Below are 17,912 nucleotides of genomic sequence, written 5' to 3' on the forward strand. Positions count from 1 at the left end.
AGGCACAAACAGGCTTTGCTATACTTGATTAAAACACTCAGGTATTAGATAATTTGGCTATTACAGGATTAGGGGTTTAAATCTATGTCTGAACAGTTACCAATACAGTTTTCCGATGCCGCGGCAAGCCGCGTGAAAGAGCTTATCGAAGAAGAAGAGAACAACGATCTTAAGCTTCGAGTGTATGTCACCGGTGGTGGTTGCTCAGGCTTTCAATATGGTTTTACTTTTGATGAAAAAGTTAATCCAGGTGATTTAGAAATCGTAAAGAACGGTGTCACTATGGTGGTTGATCCAATGAGTATTCAGTATCTCATCGACGGTGTTGTGGATTACACTGAAGGGCTTGAAGGCGCGCGTTTCTTTATTGATAACCCCAATGCCACCACCACCTGTGGTTGCGGTGCCAGCTTTAGCGTTTAACTCACGCGGGTATTGCACGCGGGTATTGATTGAGCCACGATAATTATCGTGGCTTTTTTGTATCTACAACGTGTTATAGCGAGTCAAAGCTACCTGTTACGTACATCATCAACAAAAAGAAACCCAGCACTAAGGTTGAAAAAACCAGGATATAAATGAATCCTCGCTTTCCTTGCTTTAAGGGCACGCCGTTGCTACGTAGAAAGTAATACCAGCCGAAGCACAGCAAAGCCGGTAGTAAGAACAGTAATCGCATCATTTCTATTTCGCCTTAATTTTCACCACTTAGACAATGTTAGCTCTAAGTTTTTATTTTTTAAAGAAAAATAATTTATTTCAAATACTGGTACATTTTTTAAAAAATTTGTTAAAGTGTTACGGTGTAATACAGCAAAGTAAAGCGCTTACAGAGACCGCAAAAAAGCAAAAATAAATTAGGTAGTTTAATGGTTTTAGGCTATACCTTATTGGGTACATAGGTATAAGTTAACATTTTATTTTCTTGTAACTATCTCTGTCATCAGTATTGCTGAACAATGAGTGCTATACGCTCAGGTTCACAATAGTGATTGCTGTAATGTCTAGAAACTAAATGAGACGGGCATATTTCATTTAGTAAATTTTAAGTTGTTCATCTAGTAGGAGATGTTTAATTATGATGGGTAAAACGGTTTCTTCGGAAGAAAACGGTAAACTAACTAAGTGGCTAAAATCAAAACGCCATGAGAAAGGCCATACAATGCGCAGCCTAGCTCAAGTATTAGGCACACCGCATTCATTTATCGGTAAAATTGAAAACCAAGAGCGCCGTTTAGATGTGATTGAGTTTTTGCGCTACTGTGAAGCACTAGAAGTAGACCCGTACGAAGGCCTACAACTTCTAAAAGAGGAGCAATAAGCTCGAGCTTCTAGGTGCAAGGATAGGCACCTCTAGTTTTTATTGGCGTGATACGATTTTTCAATGGCATACAGTTTATGCCGGATCAAATACAAAAACACCAAAGACGGTAACACCATCACCGCCGTCAACGCGAAGAACAGCGCCCAATCCCCTTTTAACAAGTCATCTATTACAAAGCCACTGTATCCTGATAGCACCGTGCGACTTAAACTGCCCAGTGAGGCCAATAGGGCATAATGAGTTGCGCTAAAGGCACGGTCGCAAAGCATCGAAATAAACGCCACCATCGCCACTAATGACCAAGCTTGAGTAAAGCCATCGACCACAATGGCCAACATGTATAGCTCTTCAACAGGGCCTGCAAGCGCAATCCAAGAGAACATTAAATTCGAGCCTGCCATGGCCACACCACTGATGAACAAGCCTTTAACAATACCGTATTTGTGGTTAAACATACTGCCTAAGAAGGCAAAGATGATGGTAATGATACCGGTACCGAGTTTCGAGTATTGGCCTATTTGGGTGTTACTAAAACCGATTTCTTTATAAAACACGATAGACATTCGGGCCAAGAATGCCTCACCAATTTTAAACAAAAAGATAAATGCCAGCAGGGCACAGGCAGTTTTCACTCCGTTGTTTGCAAAGAAGCGCCGAAACGGCTCAACCAAAGTGACCGCCAACCAGGCAAGCGCTTTTTTTATTCGACTGCTAGAGCCGGCTTGGCGCAGCTTTTCTTCGTAACTTGCCTGCAGCTGTGCTTGCACTTGTTCGCGGTGTGAGCTGGGCTCAGTGGCCAGCAGAGTCACCAACAGTAACACCAGCATCATGAGCGCTAAAAGTTGATAAATCAATGGCCAAGTAAAGTCAGGTAAATCCGCAATAAAAAATGGGATCGCGCCTAACAAGGCGTAGCCTGACCACCACCCTGAAGTGGCCATGGCCGCGGCTGCAGTGGCTTTATCGCTTTCTGACTCAGGGATAATGTCGATGCGATAAGCATCGATAGCAATATCTTGAGTTGCCGAGAACAACGCAATGATAAAGCACAATAAGGCGGCATAGAAAAGGTTGTCTTTGATAGCCAAGCCGGATAGAAAAAAGGTGGTTATGACAATGGCCAATTGGCAGGTTGCTATCCAACTGCGGCGCTGACCTAGGAGCCGATACAGGGGTAATTTGACTCTATCGACTAAGGGAGACCAAAGAAAGTTGATGGTATACGCACCATAAACCAAGCCAAACAGCCCAATTGTACTGCGACTTAGGCCTTCGTCTTTGAGCCATGCTGACATCACCGAGCCAATTAATACCCAGGGAAAGCCACTACTCATGCCAAAAGCAAAAATAGTCAATAAGCGTTTGTCTTTATAATAACTTAAATATTGTGAAAAGCTTGATGATATAAGCATTGAAAGCCAAGGTCCTTGACGGTGAGTAACAGCTTACTCACCATACTATTTTTTTATTGTTGTCACCGAGAGTTTAGTACTCTGGTTGTTTAAGTACATCCACAGAAAGAATAATAATGGGTTCTTTGGGGATAAAGGTATAACCTAGCTTTTCATTGTAACCGGTTTCTACGCGCATGATTTTGTCTAAGGTTTCATACCCCTCAATGACGTTACCAAACACCGCAAAACCCCAATCTTTGCCTGGGTTTAAATGTTCATTATCGTCCATATTAAAGAAGAACTGGCGTGTGGCAGAGTGCGGTTTGTTGTCTTGGTAGGCCATGGCGACGGAGTACATGTCATTTTCTAAGCCATTGCCGCTTTCGTTAAAGATGGCTTCACGCTCGAACATACCATCGTATTCGCGGTCGTAACCGCCACCTTGAATAACAAAATCTTGGTCGTTGACTTCGTCACGCTCAACACGATGAAAAACCGAGCCATTGTAGTCTTTGTTTACCACATAGGTTAAGAAATTATTGACCGTAATGGGAGCTCGAGAGCGGTCTAGCTCCAGTACGATGGGGCCTTTACTGGTATTAATCTGTACCCGAGGAAATAAATTATTTTTTTGTACAAACTTGCCGCTCATTTCAGCAATGGCGCAATTACTTAGTAATAAGACAGTTAAGCAGAGTATTATTTTTTTCATTAGCTTCCTCTTACAAATTTAATTAATTCAGGATCTTGGACAATTCTAGACACCACATGTTGGGCCAACTGGTTGAGCTGCTGCTCAACGCCAGCCTGGCTGTGTTGCAGAGGCCCTGTGAGGTTGGCGTTACCTTGATACTGCTTTTCAAAGCGGCGTGTGCCCTGAGTAACTCGTACGGTAACCGCAGCGTTGGCCTGACTTTGATGCTGCGATAAAGACTCTGTAATGATGGCTTTTAAGCGCGTAATATCAACCTCTAGTTGTGTTGCGGCATTGCCTGAAACTTCTGCGCCGTGCGCGGCCAGTGCTTGCTGCATAACGTCTTGAAAGTTTAGTGGCAGGTTGGCATCTGGCATATAGAGTGCGGGCTCCTGATCTTTAACCCGAATGGTGTACTTGGTGGTACGCAAGTCATTGACTTGTAGCGCAACTGACAGCGGCAATTGGTTTGAACTATTACCCTGATATTGCGGATGCAAAATAACGCTTCTGGGTGAGCTCGCGCACCCCACAAGTAACATAACAACCACAGCGATTAGTAGCTTTGCAGGCATTGATCAGTTCCTCTTTATTGCACTTAATACGGTAAATTTTTTATTATTCCCCAGCACCTTACAGTTTCCGAACAGACGCTTGAGTTTGTCATCATAGTCTAAGTGGCGGTTACCAATAATCCTCAGCTCGCCACCTGAGCGAAGCGCTGCTTTGGCTTGGAGAAACATTTGCCACGCTATATGGTCGGTAATGGCGTTCGCTTGGTGAAAAGGTGGGTTACATAATACTAAATCCACCCCACGGTGCTCAAAGCCAGTTAAACAGTCGTTTTGCACAAACTCACAGTGTTGCAGTCGCTCTGGCAAGTTAGTCATGATGTTTTGCTTGGCGCTGTGTACTGCCATGGCCGACTCATCAATAAAGGTGACCTTGGCATTGGGCATTTTTGCTAGTGTCATTAAACCTATCACGCCATTGCCACAACCCAAATCAATGACATTCAATGGTTTTTTTCCCATTGGCAAGTAATTTAAGAAAAACCGTGCGCCAATATCTAAGGAATCGCGCGAGAACACATTGGCTTCATTGCTGATAGTGAAGTTGCTTTTCTCTAACGGCCAAGTCACCGGGAACTTACTATCTAACTGTTTGGCTGAAGTTCGACTGAATATAAGCCGCGACTTTTTTACCGCCAAGCTGGTTTTGGGTTCAGTTAAAAAGTGACTGAAACTTTTGAGCGTTGAAGTGTGAATTTCTTTTACTTTACCGCCGGCCAGTACCGGAATATCGGCTTTTAACTGACTCAGGCGTGCCAGTTGTGACTGCAATAGCCCCGCATTTTTAGGCACCTTGAGCAGTACCAAATCAACGTCTTGAGGGTAGTCTTGTAAGCTGTCTAATACGTCAAGTTGGTCATCATCAAGGCCATTACAGGCAAGGTTGTGACGATAGGCCAAGGTGCTAACATAAGAGTCGGTCACGGCGGCGGCCACCTGTGGCGCCAGGGCGCAACAGAGGGCACCAAAACTGTCATTAATAATGAGTATCTTGGTTGCATCGCGATGATGTTCGAAGACATAATCCAACAAATACTCATCGGCAGAATCCCAAGCTTGTAAGCTTCGGTTTTTTTGATCAAGAGGGAAGCGCTCTAGCGTATAAGGTTTCCCAGCAAGAATAGCATCAGTGGTCATAGTCATTATCTATAATAAAAAGCAGCGAGTAGTCTAACATGAGAGCAGCTGGCAAAGCACCAGTCTTACCGCCTGGATTTAGTTACCAACCGCAGGCGCTAAGTTTTGACAAAAGCATAGCGCTTTATCAGGCGTTATCGCAATCCTTAGCCTGGCAGCAAAATAGCATTCGTTTATTTGGTAAAAGCCATACTCTGCCGCGCTTAGAGCTGTTTATTGCCGACCCAGACGTGCGCTATAGCTATTCTGGTAAAGTGTTAAACAACGCACCTTGGCCACCGATGTTACTGGGAATTCGTAACACCTTAGAGCAGCGCTTTGGGCAGTCATTTAATGCGGTATTGGCAAATTACTATCGCGATGGCCAAGACACCATGGGGTGGCACAGCGATGATGAGCCGGAGCTTGGGGCGCAACCGCTGATTGTGTCACTCTCTTTAGGCGCCAGTCGTAAGTTTAAAATTCGCGATAAACACAGCAAAGCGGTGACCGACCTGATGTTAGAAACAGGCAGTTTGCTGGTGATGCAGGGCAACAGCCAAAGAGATTATCAGCATGCCTTACCGAAACAAGCCAAAGTACATCAAGGTCGTATTAACCTAACATTCCGAAGTGTTGGCAATACATCAGCTTAGGCGTATAGTAGCGCCAAGATTGACCAGAGGAGACCTGACAATGTCAATGCAGTCACAGATTTATGACAAGCTTGCAGCGGCGATTGAGTGCAAGCACCTTAACGTAATCAACGAAAGCCACATGCACAGTCGTGGTGAAGACTCTCACTTTAAGGTCATTGTGGTCAGTGAGTCATTTTTAGGACAACGTTTGTTGCAACGTCACCGTGCCATTAATGAGGCGTTAAAAGAAGAGCTGAGCAATCACATTCATGCTTTAGCGATCCACGCCTATACCCCAGATGAATTTTCTGAAAACCAAGGCCAAGCACCACAGTCGCCGACTTGTATGGGCGGCTCCAAGTTTGACAGTTAAGCCCAGCTAGCTGATCAGATGTGTATTTTTGGCATCTCGCAGTAAACTAGGCGGCAAATTATCGTGACTCGCATAATAAAGCGAGTTGCTACTGTGAAAGGCGGCACGAGTACCACCTTTAACAATATCAAAATCAATGGATAGGATCTCATATGGTCATTAAGCCAAAAATTCGTGGATTTATTTGCACTAACGCGCACCCAGTTGGGTGTGCTGAGCACGTGCAAGAGCAAATTAATTATGTAAAACAACAGGGCAAAATTGAAAATGGCCCAAAAAATGTTTTAGTTATTGGTGCTTCAACCGGCTATGGTCTTGCTTCTCGCATTACCGCCGCTTTTGGCGCAGGCGCCAAGACTCTAGGTGTGTTTTTTGAAAAAGAAGGCACAGAAAAGCGCACCGGGTCGGCTGGTTGGTACAACACAGCCGCATTCCAACAGGCGGCAGACGAAGCCGGCCTTTGGTCGAAAAACATCAATGGCGATGCCTTTTCTGACGAACTAAAGCAGCAAGCTATTGAGGTCATTAAGTCAGAGCTTGGTAAAGTGGACCTGGTGATCTATAGCCTAGCTTCACCGCGTCGTAAAGACCCAAAAACTGAAGAAGTATTTTCATCAACGCTAAAACCGATTGGTTCGAGCATCACCACCAAAAACCTCAATACTTCTAAGCGAGTGATTGATGAAGTGACGGTCGAAGCCGCTAACCAAGAAGAAATCGACAACACCATTAAAGTTATGGGTGGCGAAGATTGGGAGCTGTGGATTGACGCGTTAAAACAAGCCGATGTGCTTGCTGAGGGTTTTAAAACCACGGCCTATACTTATATTGGTAAAGAGCTAACTTGGCCAATTTACGGCCACGCCACGATTGGAAAAGCTAAAGAAGATTTAGACCGCGCTACTCAGGCCATTCGTGCAACCACTGAAAATATTAACGGTGAAGCGTATGTGTCATCGCTTAATGCGGTGGTTACACAGGCAAGCTCTGCGATTCCAATTATGCCATTGTATATTTCTGCACTGTTCAAAGTCATGAAAGGCGATGGCACTTATGAGGGCACTATTGAGCAGATCCACGGTTTATTTACTGAGAATCTCTACGGTGAGTCTCCGCGTTTTGACGAGGGTGGCCACTTATTCCAAAACTACAAAGAGCTCGAAGACGGTGTTCAAGCCCGGGTGCAAACCATTTGGGATACAGTGGATACCGATACCATTGATGAGCTGACTGATTATGTTGGCTATCACAATGAGTTTTTAAAACTGTTTGGTTTTGGCGTTGATGGTGTTGACTACGACGCTGACGTTAATCCAGAAGTAAAAATTAATCACTTACTTTAGGCCTGAGCTGTCGCTTTGATGAGCGACTCATTAGCCTAGAAAATAGGATGCCGAGTGAAAGTGCCGAGGTACTTTTCTCGGCATTTTTGCTTTATTTGGTAATTAATACTTTATCTATCCAACTTTGGTCTATACTGCCAGCAGTGATTGATTTTTCAACTAATCTAAATCCACGTTAAAGTCGTATTAATTTCATAATTCCACTCGCATACTCAGTACGATTAATGTTAAAATCAGAGAAATATGTGAGGACTTTTATCACGACGCTACTTTTTTGTACGCGTTAGGCGGTAATTCGAAGGGGAAAGTTTGGGACCCTAAGCAGGACTCATAGCATTGCTCTTTAAACCTAGTACAAATGAGGTGGCGCGTGGTGACAAAAGATAATTTCAGTTTCTTTCCGTTAATGTAATGCAAGTGCGTATGATCAACATAAAAAAAGGTCTGGACTTACCAATCGAGGGCGCACCTCAGCAAGTTATTCATGATGGCCCTGCCGTCAAACGAGTAGCTGTGCTAGGTGAAGAATTCATCGGTATGCGTCCTACCATGCATGTTCGTGTGGATGACCAAGTCAAAAAAGGCCAAGTTCTTTTTGAAGACAAAAAGAACCCAGGCGTCAAGTTTACTGCGCCAGCTACTGGTGTAGTTAAAGAAATCAACCGTGGTGCTAAGCGTGTGCTGCAATCCGTAGTGATTGAGGTACAAGGCGACGAGCAGATCACTTTTGACAAATTCTCGGCTGCTGAATTAAGCAACCTAGATGCGGAGAAAGTGAAGGAAGTGCTAATCGAGTCTGGTCAATGGCCAGCGCTTCGTGCACGTCCATTCAGCCGTGTTGCCGAGCCTAGTGCAAAGCCAAACTCTATCTTTGTAACAGCAACAGATACGAACCCGCTGGCAGCCGACCCTGCTGTAATTATCGCTGAAAACGTGGAAGCGTTTGAAGCGGGTCTTGCAGTGGTCTCGCGTCTGACTGAAGGCAAAGTATTTGTGTGTAAGAAAGCCGGTGCTAACGTACCTAGCTCTTCTTTGTCACAAGTAGAAGTACATGAGTTCTCTGGCGTGCACCCAGCAGGTAACGTTGGTACACACATTCACCATTTAGATGCCGTGGGCGCAAACAAACAAGTTTGGCACCTTGGTTACCAAGATGTCATCGCGTTTGGTCAATTGTTCCTAACCGGTGAAATCTATACAGACAGAGTGGTTGCGCTAGCAGGACCTCGTGTTAAGAATCCTCGCTTAGTAAAAACTCACATGGGTGCGTCGCTAACAGATTTAGTTGCAGGCGAGCTTGAAGAAGGTGATAACCGAGTCATTTCTGGCTCTGTGTTAGCTGGTAAAACAGCAACCGGACCTCACGCTTACCTTGGCCGCTACCACAATCAAGTATCTGTGCTACTTGAAGGTCGCGAAAAAGAGCTATTTGGTTGGATTGCCCCAGGCAGCGATAAATTCTCTGTAACACGTACATTTATCTCACACTTAGCACCAAGTCGTTTGTTCAAAATGACCACATCTACTGGTGGCTCTAAGCGTGCGATGGTACCAATCGGAAACTATGAGCGTGTTATGCCACTCGATATCTTGCCAACACTATTACTACGTGACCTGATTGCAGGTGACTTAGATGGTGCGATTTCGTTAGGTGCATTAGAGCTAGATGAAGAAGATTTAGCACTATGTACTTACGTATGTCCGGGCAAATATGAATACGGTTCAATCCTACGTGATTGCCTGACTACTATCGAGAAGGAAGGTTAAAAATGGCCTTAAAGAAATTTTTAGAAGACATTGAACCTCACTTTGAACCTGGCGGTAAACACGAAAAGTGGTATGCGCTGTACGAAGCAGTAGCGACTATTTTCTATACTCCAGGTTACGTCAACAAAGGTGCAACGCACGTTCGTGACAACATCGACCTAAAACGTATTATGATTTTAGTGTGGATGGCAACGTTCCCAGCGATGTTCTTTGGTATGTTTAACATCGGTCACCAAGCGGCGATGGCGCTAGGTAACGGCTTTGAACTGGCAAACACTTGGCAGGTTGCTATTTTCCAAGGCCTAGGTGGTGAGCTAACCGCTGACTCGGGTTGGGGCGCCAAGATGTTCTATGGTGCGTGCTTCTTCCTGCCTATTTATGCCACTGTGTTTGCGGTAGGTGGTTTCTGGGAAGTGCTATTTGCCTCAGTTCGTAAACACGAAGTCAACGAAGGTTTCTTCGTAACCTCAGTGTTGTTTGCGCTTATCCTACCAGCAACGATTCCGCTGTGGCAGGTCGCTTTAGGTATTACTTTCGGTGTTGTTATTGCTAAAGAAATCTTTGGTGGTACGGGTCGTAACTTCCTAAACCCGGCACTGGCTGGTCGTGCATTCCTGTTCTTCGCTTATCCTGCGGATATTTCAGGTGACACTGTGTGGACAGCGGTTGACTCGTTCTCAGGCGCGACTTACCTAGGCCAAGCAGGCGCGGGTATGCTTGATTACAGCAACATGGACCTATGGTTCAACGCTTTCTATGGCTTCATCCAAGGTTCTATGGGTGAGACTTCAACATTGGCTATCTTACTAGGTGGTTTGTTCCTGATTTACGTGCGTATTGCGTCATGGCGCATCGTACTAGGAACGTTCGTTGGTATGGTAGTGATGTCATTCATTCTTAACGCAATTGGCTCTGAAACAAACGCCGCATTCGCAATGCCTTGGCACTGGCACTTAGTGTTAGGTGGATTTGCATTCGGTATGTTCTTTATGGCAACAGATCCGGTATCAGCGTCTTTCACAGACAAGGGTAAATTCGCCTACGGTGCATTGATCGGTATTATGGTTGTGCTAATCCGTGTGGTTAACCCGGCATACCCAGAAGGCATGATGTTAGCAATCCTTTTCGCTAACTTGTTCGCGCCACTGTTTGACCACTTTGTAATGCAGTCAAATGTGAAGAGGAGATTGGCACGTGTCAACTAATAATGAATCAATGGGCAAAACGCTCGGCGTAGTTGTTAGCTTATGTTTAGTGTGTGCAATCGTAGTATCTTTTGCTTCGGTTCAACTTCGCCCTATGCAACAAGCAAACAAAAACGAAGATATTCAGCGTAATATCTTAGCTGTTGCTGGCTTTGATAAGGTCAAAAACGTTTCTGAGGTGTTTGAGCAAAACATCGAGCCACGTGTTGTGAGCTTAGAAACCGGTGAATTTGTTGAAGATGTTGAAGCAACATCATTCGACTTTGAAGCCACAAAGTACGATGCGAAGCGCAGTAAAAAGCTGTCGAAAGAAGAAGATAAAGCCGGTATTCAGCGTATCACGCACAATTCTCCAGTTTATTTTGCCAAAGACGAGCAAGGTGCTGTAGAGACTATCATTCTTCCTATTCAAGGCTACGGTCTTTGGGGTGTTATGTATGGTTTCCTAGCGCTTGAAGCAGATGGTGAGACAATCAAGTCAATCAACTTCTACAAGCACAACGAAACACCGGGTCTAGGTGCAGAAATTCAAAACCCGAAGTGGACTGCTAAATGGGATGGCAAAGAGCTTCCTATCGACGTAGTAAAAGGCAGCGCAGGCGACAGCGAGCATAAAATCGACGGTCTATCTGGTGCAACGCTAACCTCAAACGGTGTTGACCATACAGTTGATTTTTGGACTAGCGACAAAGCGTTCGGTCCTTTCCTTGCGAACGTACGTAAAGGAGCATTGAACTAATGGCTAATGCAAAAGAAATGAAGGAAGTCTTGTTTGGTCCTGTTTTTGCGAACAACCCGATTGCACTGCAAGTATTGGGTATTTGTTCTGCTCTAGCAGTAACATCAAGCCTTAAAAACGCGCTTATCATGTCAATTGCATTGACATTAGTGTGTGCGTTTTCAAGTTTATTCATCTCGATGATCCGTAACCACATTCCTTCGAGTGTGCGTATCATTGTACAAATGACGATCATCGCTTCTTTGGTAATCGTAGTTGACCAAGTATTGCAAGCGGTTGTTTACTCAACAGCAAAAGAGCTATCAACTTTCATCGGTCTGATCATTACTAACTGTATCGTAATGGGTCGTGCTGAAGCATATGCGATGAAGTCACCACCGGCGATGTCATTCCTTGATGGTATCGGTAACGGTTTAGGTTACTCAATTGTACTACTTACTGTTGGCTTTATTCGTGAGCTATTCGGTGCTGGTACATTATTTGGCGTTGAAATCTTACCACTTATCTCTGAAGGTGGTTGGTATCAGCCTATGGGTCTACTAGTTATGCCATTCAGTTCATTCTTCATCGTAGGTGCATTCATTTGGGCACTACGTACTTGGAAGAAAGACCAAGTAGAAGCGAAGGCATAAGGGGAGAGAGATGGAACAGTATATTAATTTATTCGTTAAAGCCGTTTTCATTGAAAACTTAGCTTTATCTTTCTTCTTAGGTATGTGTACTTTCTTGGCAGTATCTAAGAAAGTAACCACCTCACTGGGCCTAGGTGTTGCGGTAATCGTAGTACTTGGTATTTCAGTACCAGTGAACAATTTGGTTTACCACGCCGTATTGGCTCCAGGGGCACTGGAGTGGCTTGGTTACCCAGATGTGGACTTAAGCTTCTTACGCTTCTTGACCTTTATCGGGGTAATTGCAGCACTAGTGCAAATTCTTGAGATGACACTGGATAAGTTTTTCCCTGCACTGTACAACGCGCTTGGTATCTTCCTACCGCTAATCACAGTAAACTGTGCGATTTTCGGTGCGGTATCATTCATGGTTGAACGTAACTTAAACTTTGGCGAGTCAATCGTTTACGGTTTAGGTTCTGGTGTAGGTTGGGCACTTGCTATCGTATTGTTAGCAGGTATCCGTGAGAAAATGAAATATGCAGATGTGCCAGATGGTTTACGTGGCTTAGGTATTACCTTTGTTACCGTAGGTCTAATGGGCTTCGGCTTCATGTCATTCTCTGGTATTTCACTGTAAGGTAGCGAGGAAACTATACGATGGAAACGATTGTATTAGGCGTAAGCATGTTCATCGCTATCGTTGTGATGTTAGTACTTATCATCATTGCAGCGAAGTCTAAGCTTGTCGCAAGCGGTGACGTGACAATTGATATTAATGGCGATCCAGACAAAGCCATCAAAACAGCGGCTGGCGGTAAACTGCTTGGTGCGCTTGCTGATGCAGGTATCTTTGTATCGTCTGCGTGTGGTGGCGGTGGCTCTTGTGGCCAGTGTCGCGTACACGTTAAAGAGGGTGGTGGTGACATTCTACCAACCGAACTTGACCACATCACTAAAGGTGAAGCACGTGAAGGCTGTCGTCTAGCGTGTCAGGTTAATGTTAAAAACGACATGGAAATCGAAGTTGAAGAGTCAATCTTCGGTGTTAAAAAGTGGGAATGTGAAGTTATCTCTAACGATAACAAAGCAACTTTCATCAAGGAGCTAAAACTAGCTATCCCTGAAGGTGAAGTCGTACCATTCCGCGCCGGTGGTTATATTCAAATTGAAGCACCTGCTCACCACGTTAAATACAAGGACTTTGATATTCCTGAAGAGTATCGTCCTGACTGGGAACGTTTCGGCTTCTTTGACCTAGAGTCAAAAGTAGACGAAGAAACTATTCGTGCTTACTCAATGGCGAACTACCCAGAAGAGTACGGTATCATTATGCTTAACGTGCGTATTGCAACGCCGCCGCCAAACAACCTAAGCCTACCTTGCGGTAAGATGTCATCGTACATCTGGTCACTGAAAGAAGGTGATAAGGTAACGATTTCTGGTCCGTTTGGTGAGTTCTTCGCCAAAGACACTGATGCAGAAATGGTCTTCGTAGGTGGTGGTGCAGGTATGGCACCGATGCGTTCACATATTTTCGATCAGCTTAAGCGTCTGAATTCAGACCGTAAGATGTCGTTCTGGTATGGTGCACGTTCGAAACGTGAAATGTTCTACGTAGAAGATTTTGACGGCCTAGCAGAAGAAAACGACAACTTTGAATGGCACGTTGCACTTTCAGATCCTCAACCAGAGGACAATTGGGAAGGCTACACAGGCTTTATTCACAACGTACTTTATGACAACTACCTAAAAGATCATGAAGCACCGGAAGATTGTGAATTCTACATGTGTGGTCCACCGATGATGAACGCCGCGGTGATCAACATGCTTAAAGACCTAGGTGTAGAAGAAGAAAACATCCTACTTGATGACTTCGGTGGTTAATTAGGTTGTCGTCTGACTACCATTTTAGGTTAGAATATGAGCCCTCAAGCATTGCGCTTGGGGGCTTTTTTATTTTAAACAGGATCTGCAATGAACATTGGAAACGCTTTTTTATCCCGCTTTGTTTTAATGGTCGCGGCGCTGTTATTTGTCAGCGCCTGCCAAGATGCCAACCACTCCCAAGAGCCCATGCTTCTGAGCGGCAAAACCATGGGAACGACCTATAACATCAAGCTGTTTGTGGGCGAGAGTCAGGTCAGCAAAGAAAGCTTACACCAAGAAATTGAAGCCGCCCTCGCGGCGGTCAATCAGTCTATGTCTACCTATATACCAGATTCTGAGATCAACCAATTTAATCGCTTACCAGCACAGCAAGTGATGCCTATCAGTGATGATTTTCGCACTGTGGTGGCGGATTCGATTCGCTTAGGCAAGTCTACCGAGACCTTAGATGTTACTATGGGACCTTTGATCGACTTGTGGGGCTTTGGTCCGGATAAGCGGCCGACTAAAAAGCCGTCACAACAGCAGCTTGATGACATGCGCTCGCGTATTGGGGTTGATAAACTGGTATTGAATGAGACCGGTCTGGCTAAGACCATTACTGGTTTAGAGTTGTCCTTTTCAGCCACAGCAAAAGGTTATGGCATTGATAAGGTCGCTGAACTGATTGAAGACCATGGCATTAACAATTATATGGTGGAAATCGGTGGAGAACTGCGCCTTGCTGGTCAGAAGCCTAGCGGGCCATGGGCCATTGCCATCGAAAAGCCAGATGCGCCACTGGGGCAGCGGCAAATTCATCGTGTGATTGAACCTGGCACTAACGGCATTGCCACCTCGGGGGATTACCGTATTTTTTACCAAATGGATGGCGAGACATACACTCACTTAATCGATCCGACAACAGGCCACCCCGTAAAGCATGAATTGGTGTCTGTCACGGTATTGCACCCTTCCGCCATGACCGCCGATGGTTTGGCTACGGCGTTAACGGTAATGGGGCTAGAGCGTGCAAAAGCCTATGCACAGCAACAGCAATTGCCAGTGTATTTAATGTATAAAACCGCTGACGGTATCAACAGTTATGCTAGCGAAGCATTTAAGCGATATGTGAATGAGGTTGATTAATTGTTGCTTTTTTGATACTTTTCACTTTGCCCTACTTAAGGGGAAAAATGGAAAATACACATATCTAATGTAAGGAAATAAACATGTCTAAAACAAATCTAAAAAAGTTTAAACAATTGAAGTTAGCCGACTTAAAAAAAGTAAGCGGTGGTGACTGTTATTATGATGGTAGGCGCTTTTCCGAGGGCGCTGAATTCAAAGGTAAGACATGTCAAGGAGGCGAATGGATGTGATGAAAAGGTTTTTATTAGCTTTGACAATTATTAGCTCTTCTTCATTTGTACTTGCGAATGACGCGGTGTTTGATGAGCAAAAGCATACCTTAAACGTTGAAGAAAAAGTGTATGATAGTAAAAAATATTGCTATTATGCTGACCAAGAATATTCGAAAGGGGCTGTGATGAAACAAGGCTCAAGCATAAAAGTTTGTGAAGTTGGTTCAGACGGCACTTTGATTTGGGTAAATCAGTAAAGATTAATTTATAAAATTTAAAGCCGCCGCCCGCGGCTTTTTTTGTTTTTTGTTTTTTGTTTTTTTGTATATGAATGGGTTTCGAGTCATTACCTTATGAAGCATATATTGTTGTAACACCCAATAATTTAATTGTGGGCGGCGCTTCGAAAGAGTATAATTTCGGCGTCGTCACATACTCTATGTAGCAAAAAAAGGGGCTAGATAATGTCTTTATTCTTACTGACTTTCGGTTTAATTATGCTTATCGCAGTTGCGATGGCCGTAGGCGTTATCGTGCAAAAGAAGTCAATGTCTAGCAGTTGTGGTGGTCTTGGCTCTATGGGTATCGATAAAGTATGTGACTGTGATGACCCATGCGATAAGCGCATCAAACGCATGCGTAAAGAGCAAATGTGGAAAGATAATCAAATTCTTTAATACCACCCAAAACGCAAGCTTAGCTTGCGTTTTTGCTTTTAGTCCAGCCTCAACGTCAATGTCTTATCACTATTATTCTGCCATGTTTTTATACTAATCTGGAGTGCAATTGCTGCACGGTTAACAATGACAACAGTTGTGTTTTAGACGTCTAGACTTCATAATGACCATAATTTATCGATTGGCAGATATTGGGAATGAGGTGCAAGTCCTCAACTGTCCCCGCAACTGTAAGTGATTTGCAAAGCGCAAATAACAAGTCAGATACCAAGGCCGTCGCAATACTTAAGCGGGCAGACTTAAGTCAAAGTCGAGTGCTGAATACCATACAGCATCGCTTTGCCATGCCCATGTTAGAGGTATTATGGCTCAAAGCGAACAATTTCATGTAGACCAGCTCGGTGTTACCTTTGGCAGCAAGCCGGTACTGTCAGACATTAGTTTTAGTGTAAAACACGGAGAGTTTATTGGCTTGGTCGGGCCCAATGGTGCGGGTAAATCAACCTTGCTGCGCGTTCTCTACCAGTTTCTTGTCGCCTCCACAGGCGCGGTGTATTTTAACGGCAAAGCCTTATCACAATGGTCAAAAAAAGCCTACGCCAAACAGATTGCCGTGGTATTGCAAGATATTCCAAGCGAATTTAATTTGCCTGTGTTCGATATGGTCAGCATGGGGCTGACTCCCAATAAGTCCTTACTAGCCAGTGTCACGACAGAAGAAAAGCACGCTGTCATGGAGGCATTGGAGCAGGTAGGTTTAGCCTACAAGGCGCAGCAATGCTTTAGCCTGTTATCGGGCGGTGAGAAGCAACGGGCAATGATTGCCAGAGCCATGGTGCAGCAGCCGCAGGTACTGATCATGGATGAGCCTACTAGTCATCTAGACATTAAGTATCAAATTCAAATTATGGAACTGGCCAAGCAATTGGGGGTAACTATTATTGCCTCTTTTCATGACCTTAACCTGGCCAGTGCACTATGTCACCGCTTACTGGTGTTGCAGCAAGGAAAACTCGTCGCCCAAGGCACACCAATGGCGGTAATAAGTGAAGAGTTGCTGAGCTCAGTATTTGGTGTTTGCGCCGAGGTAAGTGCAGTCAGTCATCCGCACTGTGACGATAAAGTCCCGCATATTCGCTTTCATTACGGTTATGTGCAATGAGCAGACACCTAATCACATTCATACTTTTACTGATCACCCTAGTTAGCGTTTGCTGTGCCTTGAAACTGGGGGCCGTGGAATTGCCTTGGCACGTCGTGGCTCAAGCGCTAATGGATTACAACGATCAGCAGCTCCAGCAAAAAATAGTGGTGGAGCTGCGTTTGCCACGAACGCTATTGGCGTTAGCGGCCGGGGCGGGTTTAGCCATTGCCGGATTAATTTTACAAACGGTGATGCGCAATCCACTGGCGGATCCCTATTTATTTGGTATTTCTTCCGGCGCCTCTTTTGCTGTTGTGGTGTTAATTACCTGGTTTGGCGTGCAATCAAGCCTTGCCATGTCAGCGGCTGCTTTTGTCGGTAGCATGTTGGCGATGGTGTTATTACTGCTGATAGCCAGGCGTAATCACTTGCAACAAGTTGAAACCATGGTACTGGCCGGAGTGGCACTGTCATTTTTGTTTAGTGCGTTAACCAGCTTATTGCTGTATTGGAGTGATCCTCAAGCCATCAGCGCGATTATGTTTTGGAATTTAGGCTCTTTTGCTCGCGCTAGCTGGCAATGGCTGTGGCTGCCTTTGTCTGTGGTGTTAACTGGATTGGTGCTGCTCCTGATTATGCGCAGGCCCTTATCTGCCTTACTGTTAGGAGATGAAAGTGCCACCACGCTTGGGGTCAATGTCGCTCGGGTACGCATTGGTATGCTGGTTATTAGCTCCTTGATCACAGCGTTGTTGGTCGCGGCGTGTGGAGGGGTTGGTTTTGTCGGCTTGATGATCCCCCATATTGTGCGGTTCTTTATTTCACAAGCCCGCGTCAGTGGTTTAATGGCAACGGCCCTGAGTGGGGCGCTATTAATGCTTTGGGTCGATGTTATATCACGCACCCTGATAAACAACCAAGAGCTGCCTGTTGGGATCATTACCGCAGCCATGGGGAGCCTGTTCTTTTTAGCTATATTACTGATTAAAAAGCGTCATGCTGCGCTCTAGGGATCAAAGTATGAAGCAGAGTGAAGCAGCCAACGGCAATGCTAATGTGCTTATGATGGTAGTGTTAAGCTT

Annotated in this window: 22 protein-coding genes and 1 riboswitch; of the genes, 17 read left to right on the forward strand and 5 right to left on the reverse strand. The window is 44.8% G+C overall.

From position 1 onward, the window contains the following. Positions 1-84: 84 nt before the first annotated feature. Positions 85-423 (forward strand): iron-sulfur cluster insertion protein ErpA, encoded by a 339-nt coding sequence (erpA, locus tag R3P39_RS17470; protein WP_336569056.1) that lies wholly within the window; start codon positions 85-87, stop codon positions 421-423. 73 nt (positions 424-496) lie between these two features. Here erpA and R3P39_RS17475 read toward each other — a convergent pair whose 3' ends face one another. Next, positions 497-682 carry a hypothetical protein gene (locus R3P39_RS17475; RefSeq protein WP_336569057.1) on the reverse strand — a complete coding sequence of 62 codons (186 nt, stop codon included), beginning with the start codon at positions 680-682 and terminating at the stop codon, positions 497-499. 396 nt (positions 683-1,078) lie between these two features. Between R3P39_RS17475 and R3P39_RS17480 the strand changes: the two genes are divergently transcribed. Further along, entirely contained in the window at positions 1,079-1,321 is a 243-nt protein-coding gene (locus tag R3P39_RS17480) for a helix-turn-helix domain-containing protein (protein ID WP_336569059.1), read from the forward strand. Positions 1,322-1,353: 32 nt separating this feature from the next. Here the strand turns inward: R3P39_RS17480 and R3P39_RS17485 are convergent, their stop codons facing one another. The 4 genes from R3P39_RS17485 to R3P39_RS17500 form a co-directional block, all read right to left on the reverse strand. Then, on the reverse strand, positions 1,354-2,736 hold the full coding sequence (locus tag R3P39_RS17485; RefSeq protein ID WP_336569060.1) for an AmpG family muropeptide MFS transporter: 1,383 nt from the start codon (positions 2,734-2,736) through the stop codon (positions 1,354-1,356). Between the two features lie 73 nt (positions 2,737-2,809). Beyond that, the gene (locus tag R3P39_RS17490; protein ID WP_336569062.1) at positions 2,810-3,430 is read right to left on the reverse strand and encodes a peptidylprolyl isomerase; all 621 of its coding nucleotides are present in this window, start codon (positions 3,428-3,430) and stop codon (positions 2,810-2,812) included. Further along, the gene (locus tag R3P39_RS17495) at positions 3,430-3,987 is read right to left on the reverse strand and encodes a YajG family lipoprotein (protein ID WP_336569064.1); all 558 of its coding nucleotides are present in this window, start codon (positions 3,985-3,987) and stop codon (positions 3,430-3,432) included. Before R3P39_RS17495 ends, R3P39_RS17490 begins: the two co-directional genes overlap by 1 nt. A 3-nt stretch (positions 3,988-3,990) precedes the next feature. Then, entirely contained in the window at positions 3,991-5,121 is a 1,131-nt protein-coding gene (locus R3P39_RS17500; protein WP_336569065.1) for a methyltransferase, read from the reverse strand. Positions 5,122-5,159: 38 nt separating this feature from the next. Here R3P39_RS17500 and R3P39_RS17505 point away from each other — a divergent pair, with 38 nt between their 5' ends. From R3P39_RS17505 to R3P39_RS17575, 15 genes are all read left to right on the forward strand, one after another. Continuing rightward, positions 5,160-5,756 (forward strand): alpha-ketoglutarate-dependent dioxygenase AlkB family protein, encoded by a 597-nt coding sequence (locus R3P39_RS17505; protein ID WP_336569066.1) that lies wholly within the window; start codon positions 5,160-5,162, stop codon positions 5,754-5,756. Positions 5,757-5,796: 40 nt separating this feature from the next. After that, complete coding sequence (locus R3P39_RS17510; RefSeq protein ID WP_336569068.1) at positions 5,797-6,111, forward strand: BolA family protein; 315 nt, start codon at positions 5,797-5,799, stop codon at positions 6,109-6,111. 152 nt (positions 6,112-6,263) lie between these two features. Continuing rightward, complete coding sequence (gene fabV, locus R3P39_RS17515; protein ID WP_336569070.1) at positions 6,264-7,454, forward strand: enoyl-ACP reductase FabV; 1,191 nt, start codon at positions 6,264-6,266, stop codon at positions 7,452-7,454. A 423-nt stretch (positions 7,455-7,877) separates the two neighbouring features. Beyond that, positions 7,878-9,221: a Na(+)-translocating NADH-quinone reductase subunit A gene (locus R3P39_RS17520; protein ID WP_336569071.1), complete on the forward strand. Its 1,344-nt coding sequence runs from the start codon at positions 7,878-7,880 to the stop codon at positions 9,219-9,221. A 2-nt stretch (positions 9,222-9,223) separates the two neighbouring features. Then, positions 9,224-10,426 carry an NADH:ubiquinone reductase (Na(+)-transporting) subunit B gene (locus R3P39_RS17525; protein ID WP_336569072.1) on the forward strand — a complete coding sequence of 401 codons (1,203 nt, stop codon included), beginning with the start codon at positions 9,224-9,226 and terminating at the stop codon, positions 10,424-10,426. Then, the gene (locus R3P39_RS17530) at positions 10,416-11,165 is read left to right on the forward strand and encodes a Na(+)-translocating NADH-quinone reductase subunit C (RefSeq protein ID WP_336569073.1); all 750 of its coding nucleotides are present in this window, start codon (positions 10,416-10,418) and stop codon (positions 11,163-11,165) included. Before R3P39_RS17525 ends, R3P39_RS17530 begins: the two co-directional genes overlap by 11 nt. Further along, positions 11,165-11,797, forward strand: a complete 633-nt coding sequence (locus R3P39_RS17535; protein WP_336569074.1) for an NADH:ubiquinone reductase (Na(+)-transporting) subunit D — start codon at positions 11,165-11,167, stop codon at positions 11,795-11,797. The genes R3P39_RS17530 and R3P39_RS17535 overlap by 1 nt, the downstream gene beginning before the upstream one ends. Positions 11,798-11,807: 10 nt before the next feature. Beyond that, positions 11,808-12,416 (forward strand): NADH:ubiquinone reductase (Na(+)-transporting) subunit E, encoded by a 609-nt coding sequence (nqrE, locus tag R3P39_RS17540; RefSeq protein ID WP_336569075.1) that lies wholly within the window; start codon positions 11,808-11,810, stop codon positions 12,414-12,416. Between the two features lie 20 nt (positions 12,417-12,436). Next, positions 12,437-13,663, forward strand: a complete 1,227-nt coding sequence (gene nqrF, locus R3P39_RS17545) for an NADH:ubiquinone reductase (Na(+)-transporting) subunit F (protein WP_336569077.1) — start codon at positions 12,437-12,439, stop codon at positions 13,661-13,663. Between the two features lie 90 nt (positions 13,664-13,753). Continuing rightward, positions 13,754-14,794 (forward strand): FAD:protein FMN transferase, encoded by a 1,041-nt coding sequence (locus R3P39_RS17550; protein WP_336569079.1) that lies wholly within the window; start codon positions 13,754-13,756, stop codon positions 14,792-14,794. An 83-nt stretch (positions 14,795-14,877) separates the two neighbouring features. After that, positions 14,878-15,027: a hypothetical protein gene (locus tag R3P39_RS17555; RefSeq protein ID WP_336569081.1), complete on the forward strand. Its 150-nt coding sequence runs from the start codon at positions 14,878-14,880 to the stop codon at positions 15,025-15,027. Next, a complete protein-coding gene (locus R3P39_RS17560) occupies positions 15,018-15,266 on the forward strand; it encodes a DUF1496 domain-containing protein (RefSeq protein ID WP_336569082.1) in 249 nt (82 codons plus the stop codon). The genes R3P39_RS17555 and R3P39_RS17560 overlap by 10 nt, the downstream gene beginning before the upstream one ends. A 207-nt stretch (positions 15,267-15,473) precedes the next feature. After that, a complete protein-coding gene (gene nqrM, locus R3P39_RS17565; protein WP_336569084.1) occupies positions 15,474-15,686 on the forward strand; it encodes a (Na+)-NQR maturation NqrM in 213 nt (70 codons plus the stop codon). A gap of 150 nt (positions 15,687-15,836) precedes the next feature. Beyond that, a riboswitch (cobalamin riboswitch) is annotated at positions 15,837-15,975 on the forward strand. Positions 15,976-16,050: 75 nt separating this feature from the next. After that, positions 16,051-16,848 (forward strand): ABC transporter ATP-binding protein, encoded by a 798-nt coding sequence (locus tag R3P39_RS17570; protein ID WP_336569085.1) that lies wholly within the window; start codon positions 16,051-16,053, stop codon positions 16,846-16,848. Continuing rightward, the gene (locus R3P39_RS17575; RefSeq protein ID WP_336569086.1) at positions 16,845-17,840 is read left to right on the forward strand and encodes a FecCD family ABC transporter permease; all 996 of its coding nucleotides are present in this window, start codon (positions 16,845-16,847) and stop codon (positions 17,838-17,840) included. The genes R3P39_RS17570 and R3P39_RS17575 overlap by 4 nt, the downstream gene beginning before the upstream one ends. Positions 17,841-17,912: the final 72 nt, after the last annotated feature.

This window comes from Pseudoalteromonas sp. UG3-2 (assembly GCF_037120705.1).
Classification (GTDB): Bacteria; Pseudomonadota; Gammaproteobacteria; order Enterobacterales; family Alteromonadaceae; genus Pseudoalteromonas.

What these genes read in the sequence shown, in the direction of transcription:
- erpA (WP_336569056.1), top strand. Translation starts at nt 85, where the DNA reads ATGTCTGAACAGTTACCAATACAGTTTTCCGATGCCGCGGCAAGCCGC.
- R3P39_RS17495 (WP_336569064.1), bottom strand. Translation starts at nt 3,987, where the DNA reads ATGCCTGCAAAGCTACTAATCGCTGTGGTTGTTATGTTACTTGTGGGG.
- R3P39_RS17575 (WP_336569086.1), top strand. Translation starts at nt 16,845, where the DNA reads ATGAGCAGACACCTAATCACATTCATACTTTTACTGATCACCCTAGTT.
- R3P39_RS17480 (WP_336569059.1), top strand. Translation starts at nt 1,079, where the DNA reads ATGATGGGTAAAACGGTTTCTTCGGAAGAAAACGGTAAACTAACTAAG.
- R3P39_RS17560 (WP_336569082.1), top strand. Translation starts at nt 15,018, where the DNA reads ATGGATGTGATGAAAAGGTTTTTATTAGCTTTGACAATTATTAGCTCT.
- R3P39_RS17550 (WP_336569079.1), top strand. Translation starts at nt 13,754, where the DNA reads ATGAACATTGGAAACGCTTTTTTATCCCGCTTTGTTTTAATGGTCGCG.
- nqrM (WP_336569084.1), top strand. Translation starts at nt 15,474, where the DNA reads ATGTCTTTATTCTTACTGACTTTCGGTTTAATTATGCTTATCGCAGTT.
- R3P39_RS17570 (WP_336569085.1), top strand. Translation starts at nt 16,051, where the DNA reads ATGGCTCAAAGCGAACAATTTCATGTAGACCAGCTCGGTGTTACCTTT.
- R3P39_RS17510 (WP_336569068.1), top strand. Translation starts at nt 5,797, where the DNA reads ATGTCAATGCAGTCACAGATTTATGACAAGCTTGCAGCGGCGATTGAG.
- fabV (WP_336569070.1), top strand. Translation starts at nt 6,264, where the DNA reads ATGGTCATTAAGCCAAAAATTCGTGGATTTATTTGCACTAACGCGCAC.
- nqrF (WP_336569077.1), top strand. Translation starts at nt 12,437, where the DNA reads ATGGAAACGATTGTATTAGGCGTAAGCATGTTCATCGCTATCGTTGTG.
- R3P39_RS17535 (WP_336569074.1), top strand. Translation starts at nt 11,165, where the DNA reads ATGGCTAATGCAAAAGAAATGAAGGAAGTCTTGTTTGGTCCTGTTTTT.
- R3P39_RS17485 (WP_336569060.1), bottom strand. Translation starts at nt 2,736, where the DNA reads ATGCTTATATCATCAAGCTTTTCACAATATTTAAGTTATTATAAAGAC.
- R3P39_RS17505 (WP_336569066.1), top strand. Translation starts at nt 5,160, where the DNA reads ATGAGAGCAGCTGGCAAAGCACCAGTCTTACCGCCTGGATTTAGTTAC.
- R3P39_RS17555 (WP_336569081.1), top strand. Translation starts at nt 14,878, where the DNA reads ATGTCTAAAACAAATCTAAAAAAGTTTAAACAATTGAAGTTAGCCGAC.
- R3P39_RS17500 (WP_336569065.1), bottom strand. Translation starts at nt 5,121, where the DNA reads ATGACCACTGATGCTATTCTTGCTGGGAAACCTTATACGCTAGAGCGC.
- R3P39_RS17490 (WP_336569062.1), bottom strand. Translation starts at nt 3,430, where the DNA reads ATGAAAAAAATAATACTCTGCTTAACTGTCTTATTACTAAGTAATTGC.
- R3P39_RS17525 (WP_336569072.1), top strand. Translation starts at nt 9,224, where the DNA reads ATGGCCTTAAAGAAATTTTTAGAAGACATTGAACCTCACTTTGAACCT.
- R3P39_RS17520 (WP_336569071.1), top strand. Translation starts at nt 7,878, where the DNA reads ATGATCAACATAAAAAAAGGTCTGGACTTACCAATCGAGGGCGCACCT.
- R3P39_RS17475 (WP_336569057.1), bottom strand. Translation starts at nt 682, where the DNA reads ATGATGCGATTACTGTTCTTACTACCGGCTTTGCTGTGCTTCGGCTGG.
- nqrE (WP_336569075.1), top strand. Translation starts at nt 11,808, where the DNA reads ATGGAACAGTATATTAATTTATTCGTTAAAGCCGTTTTCATTGAAAAC.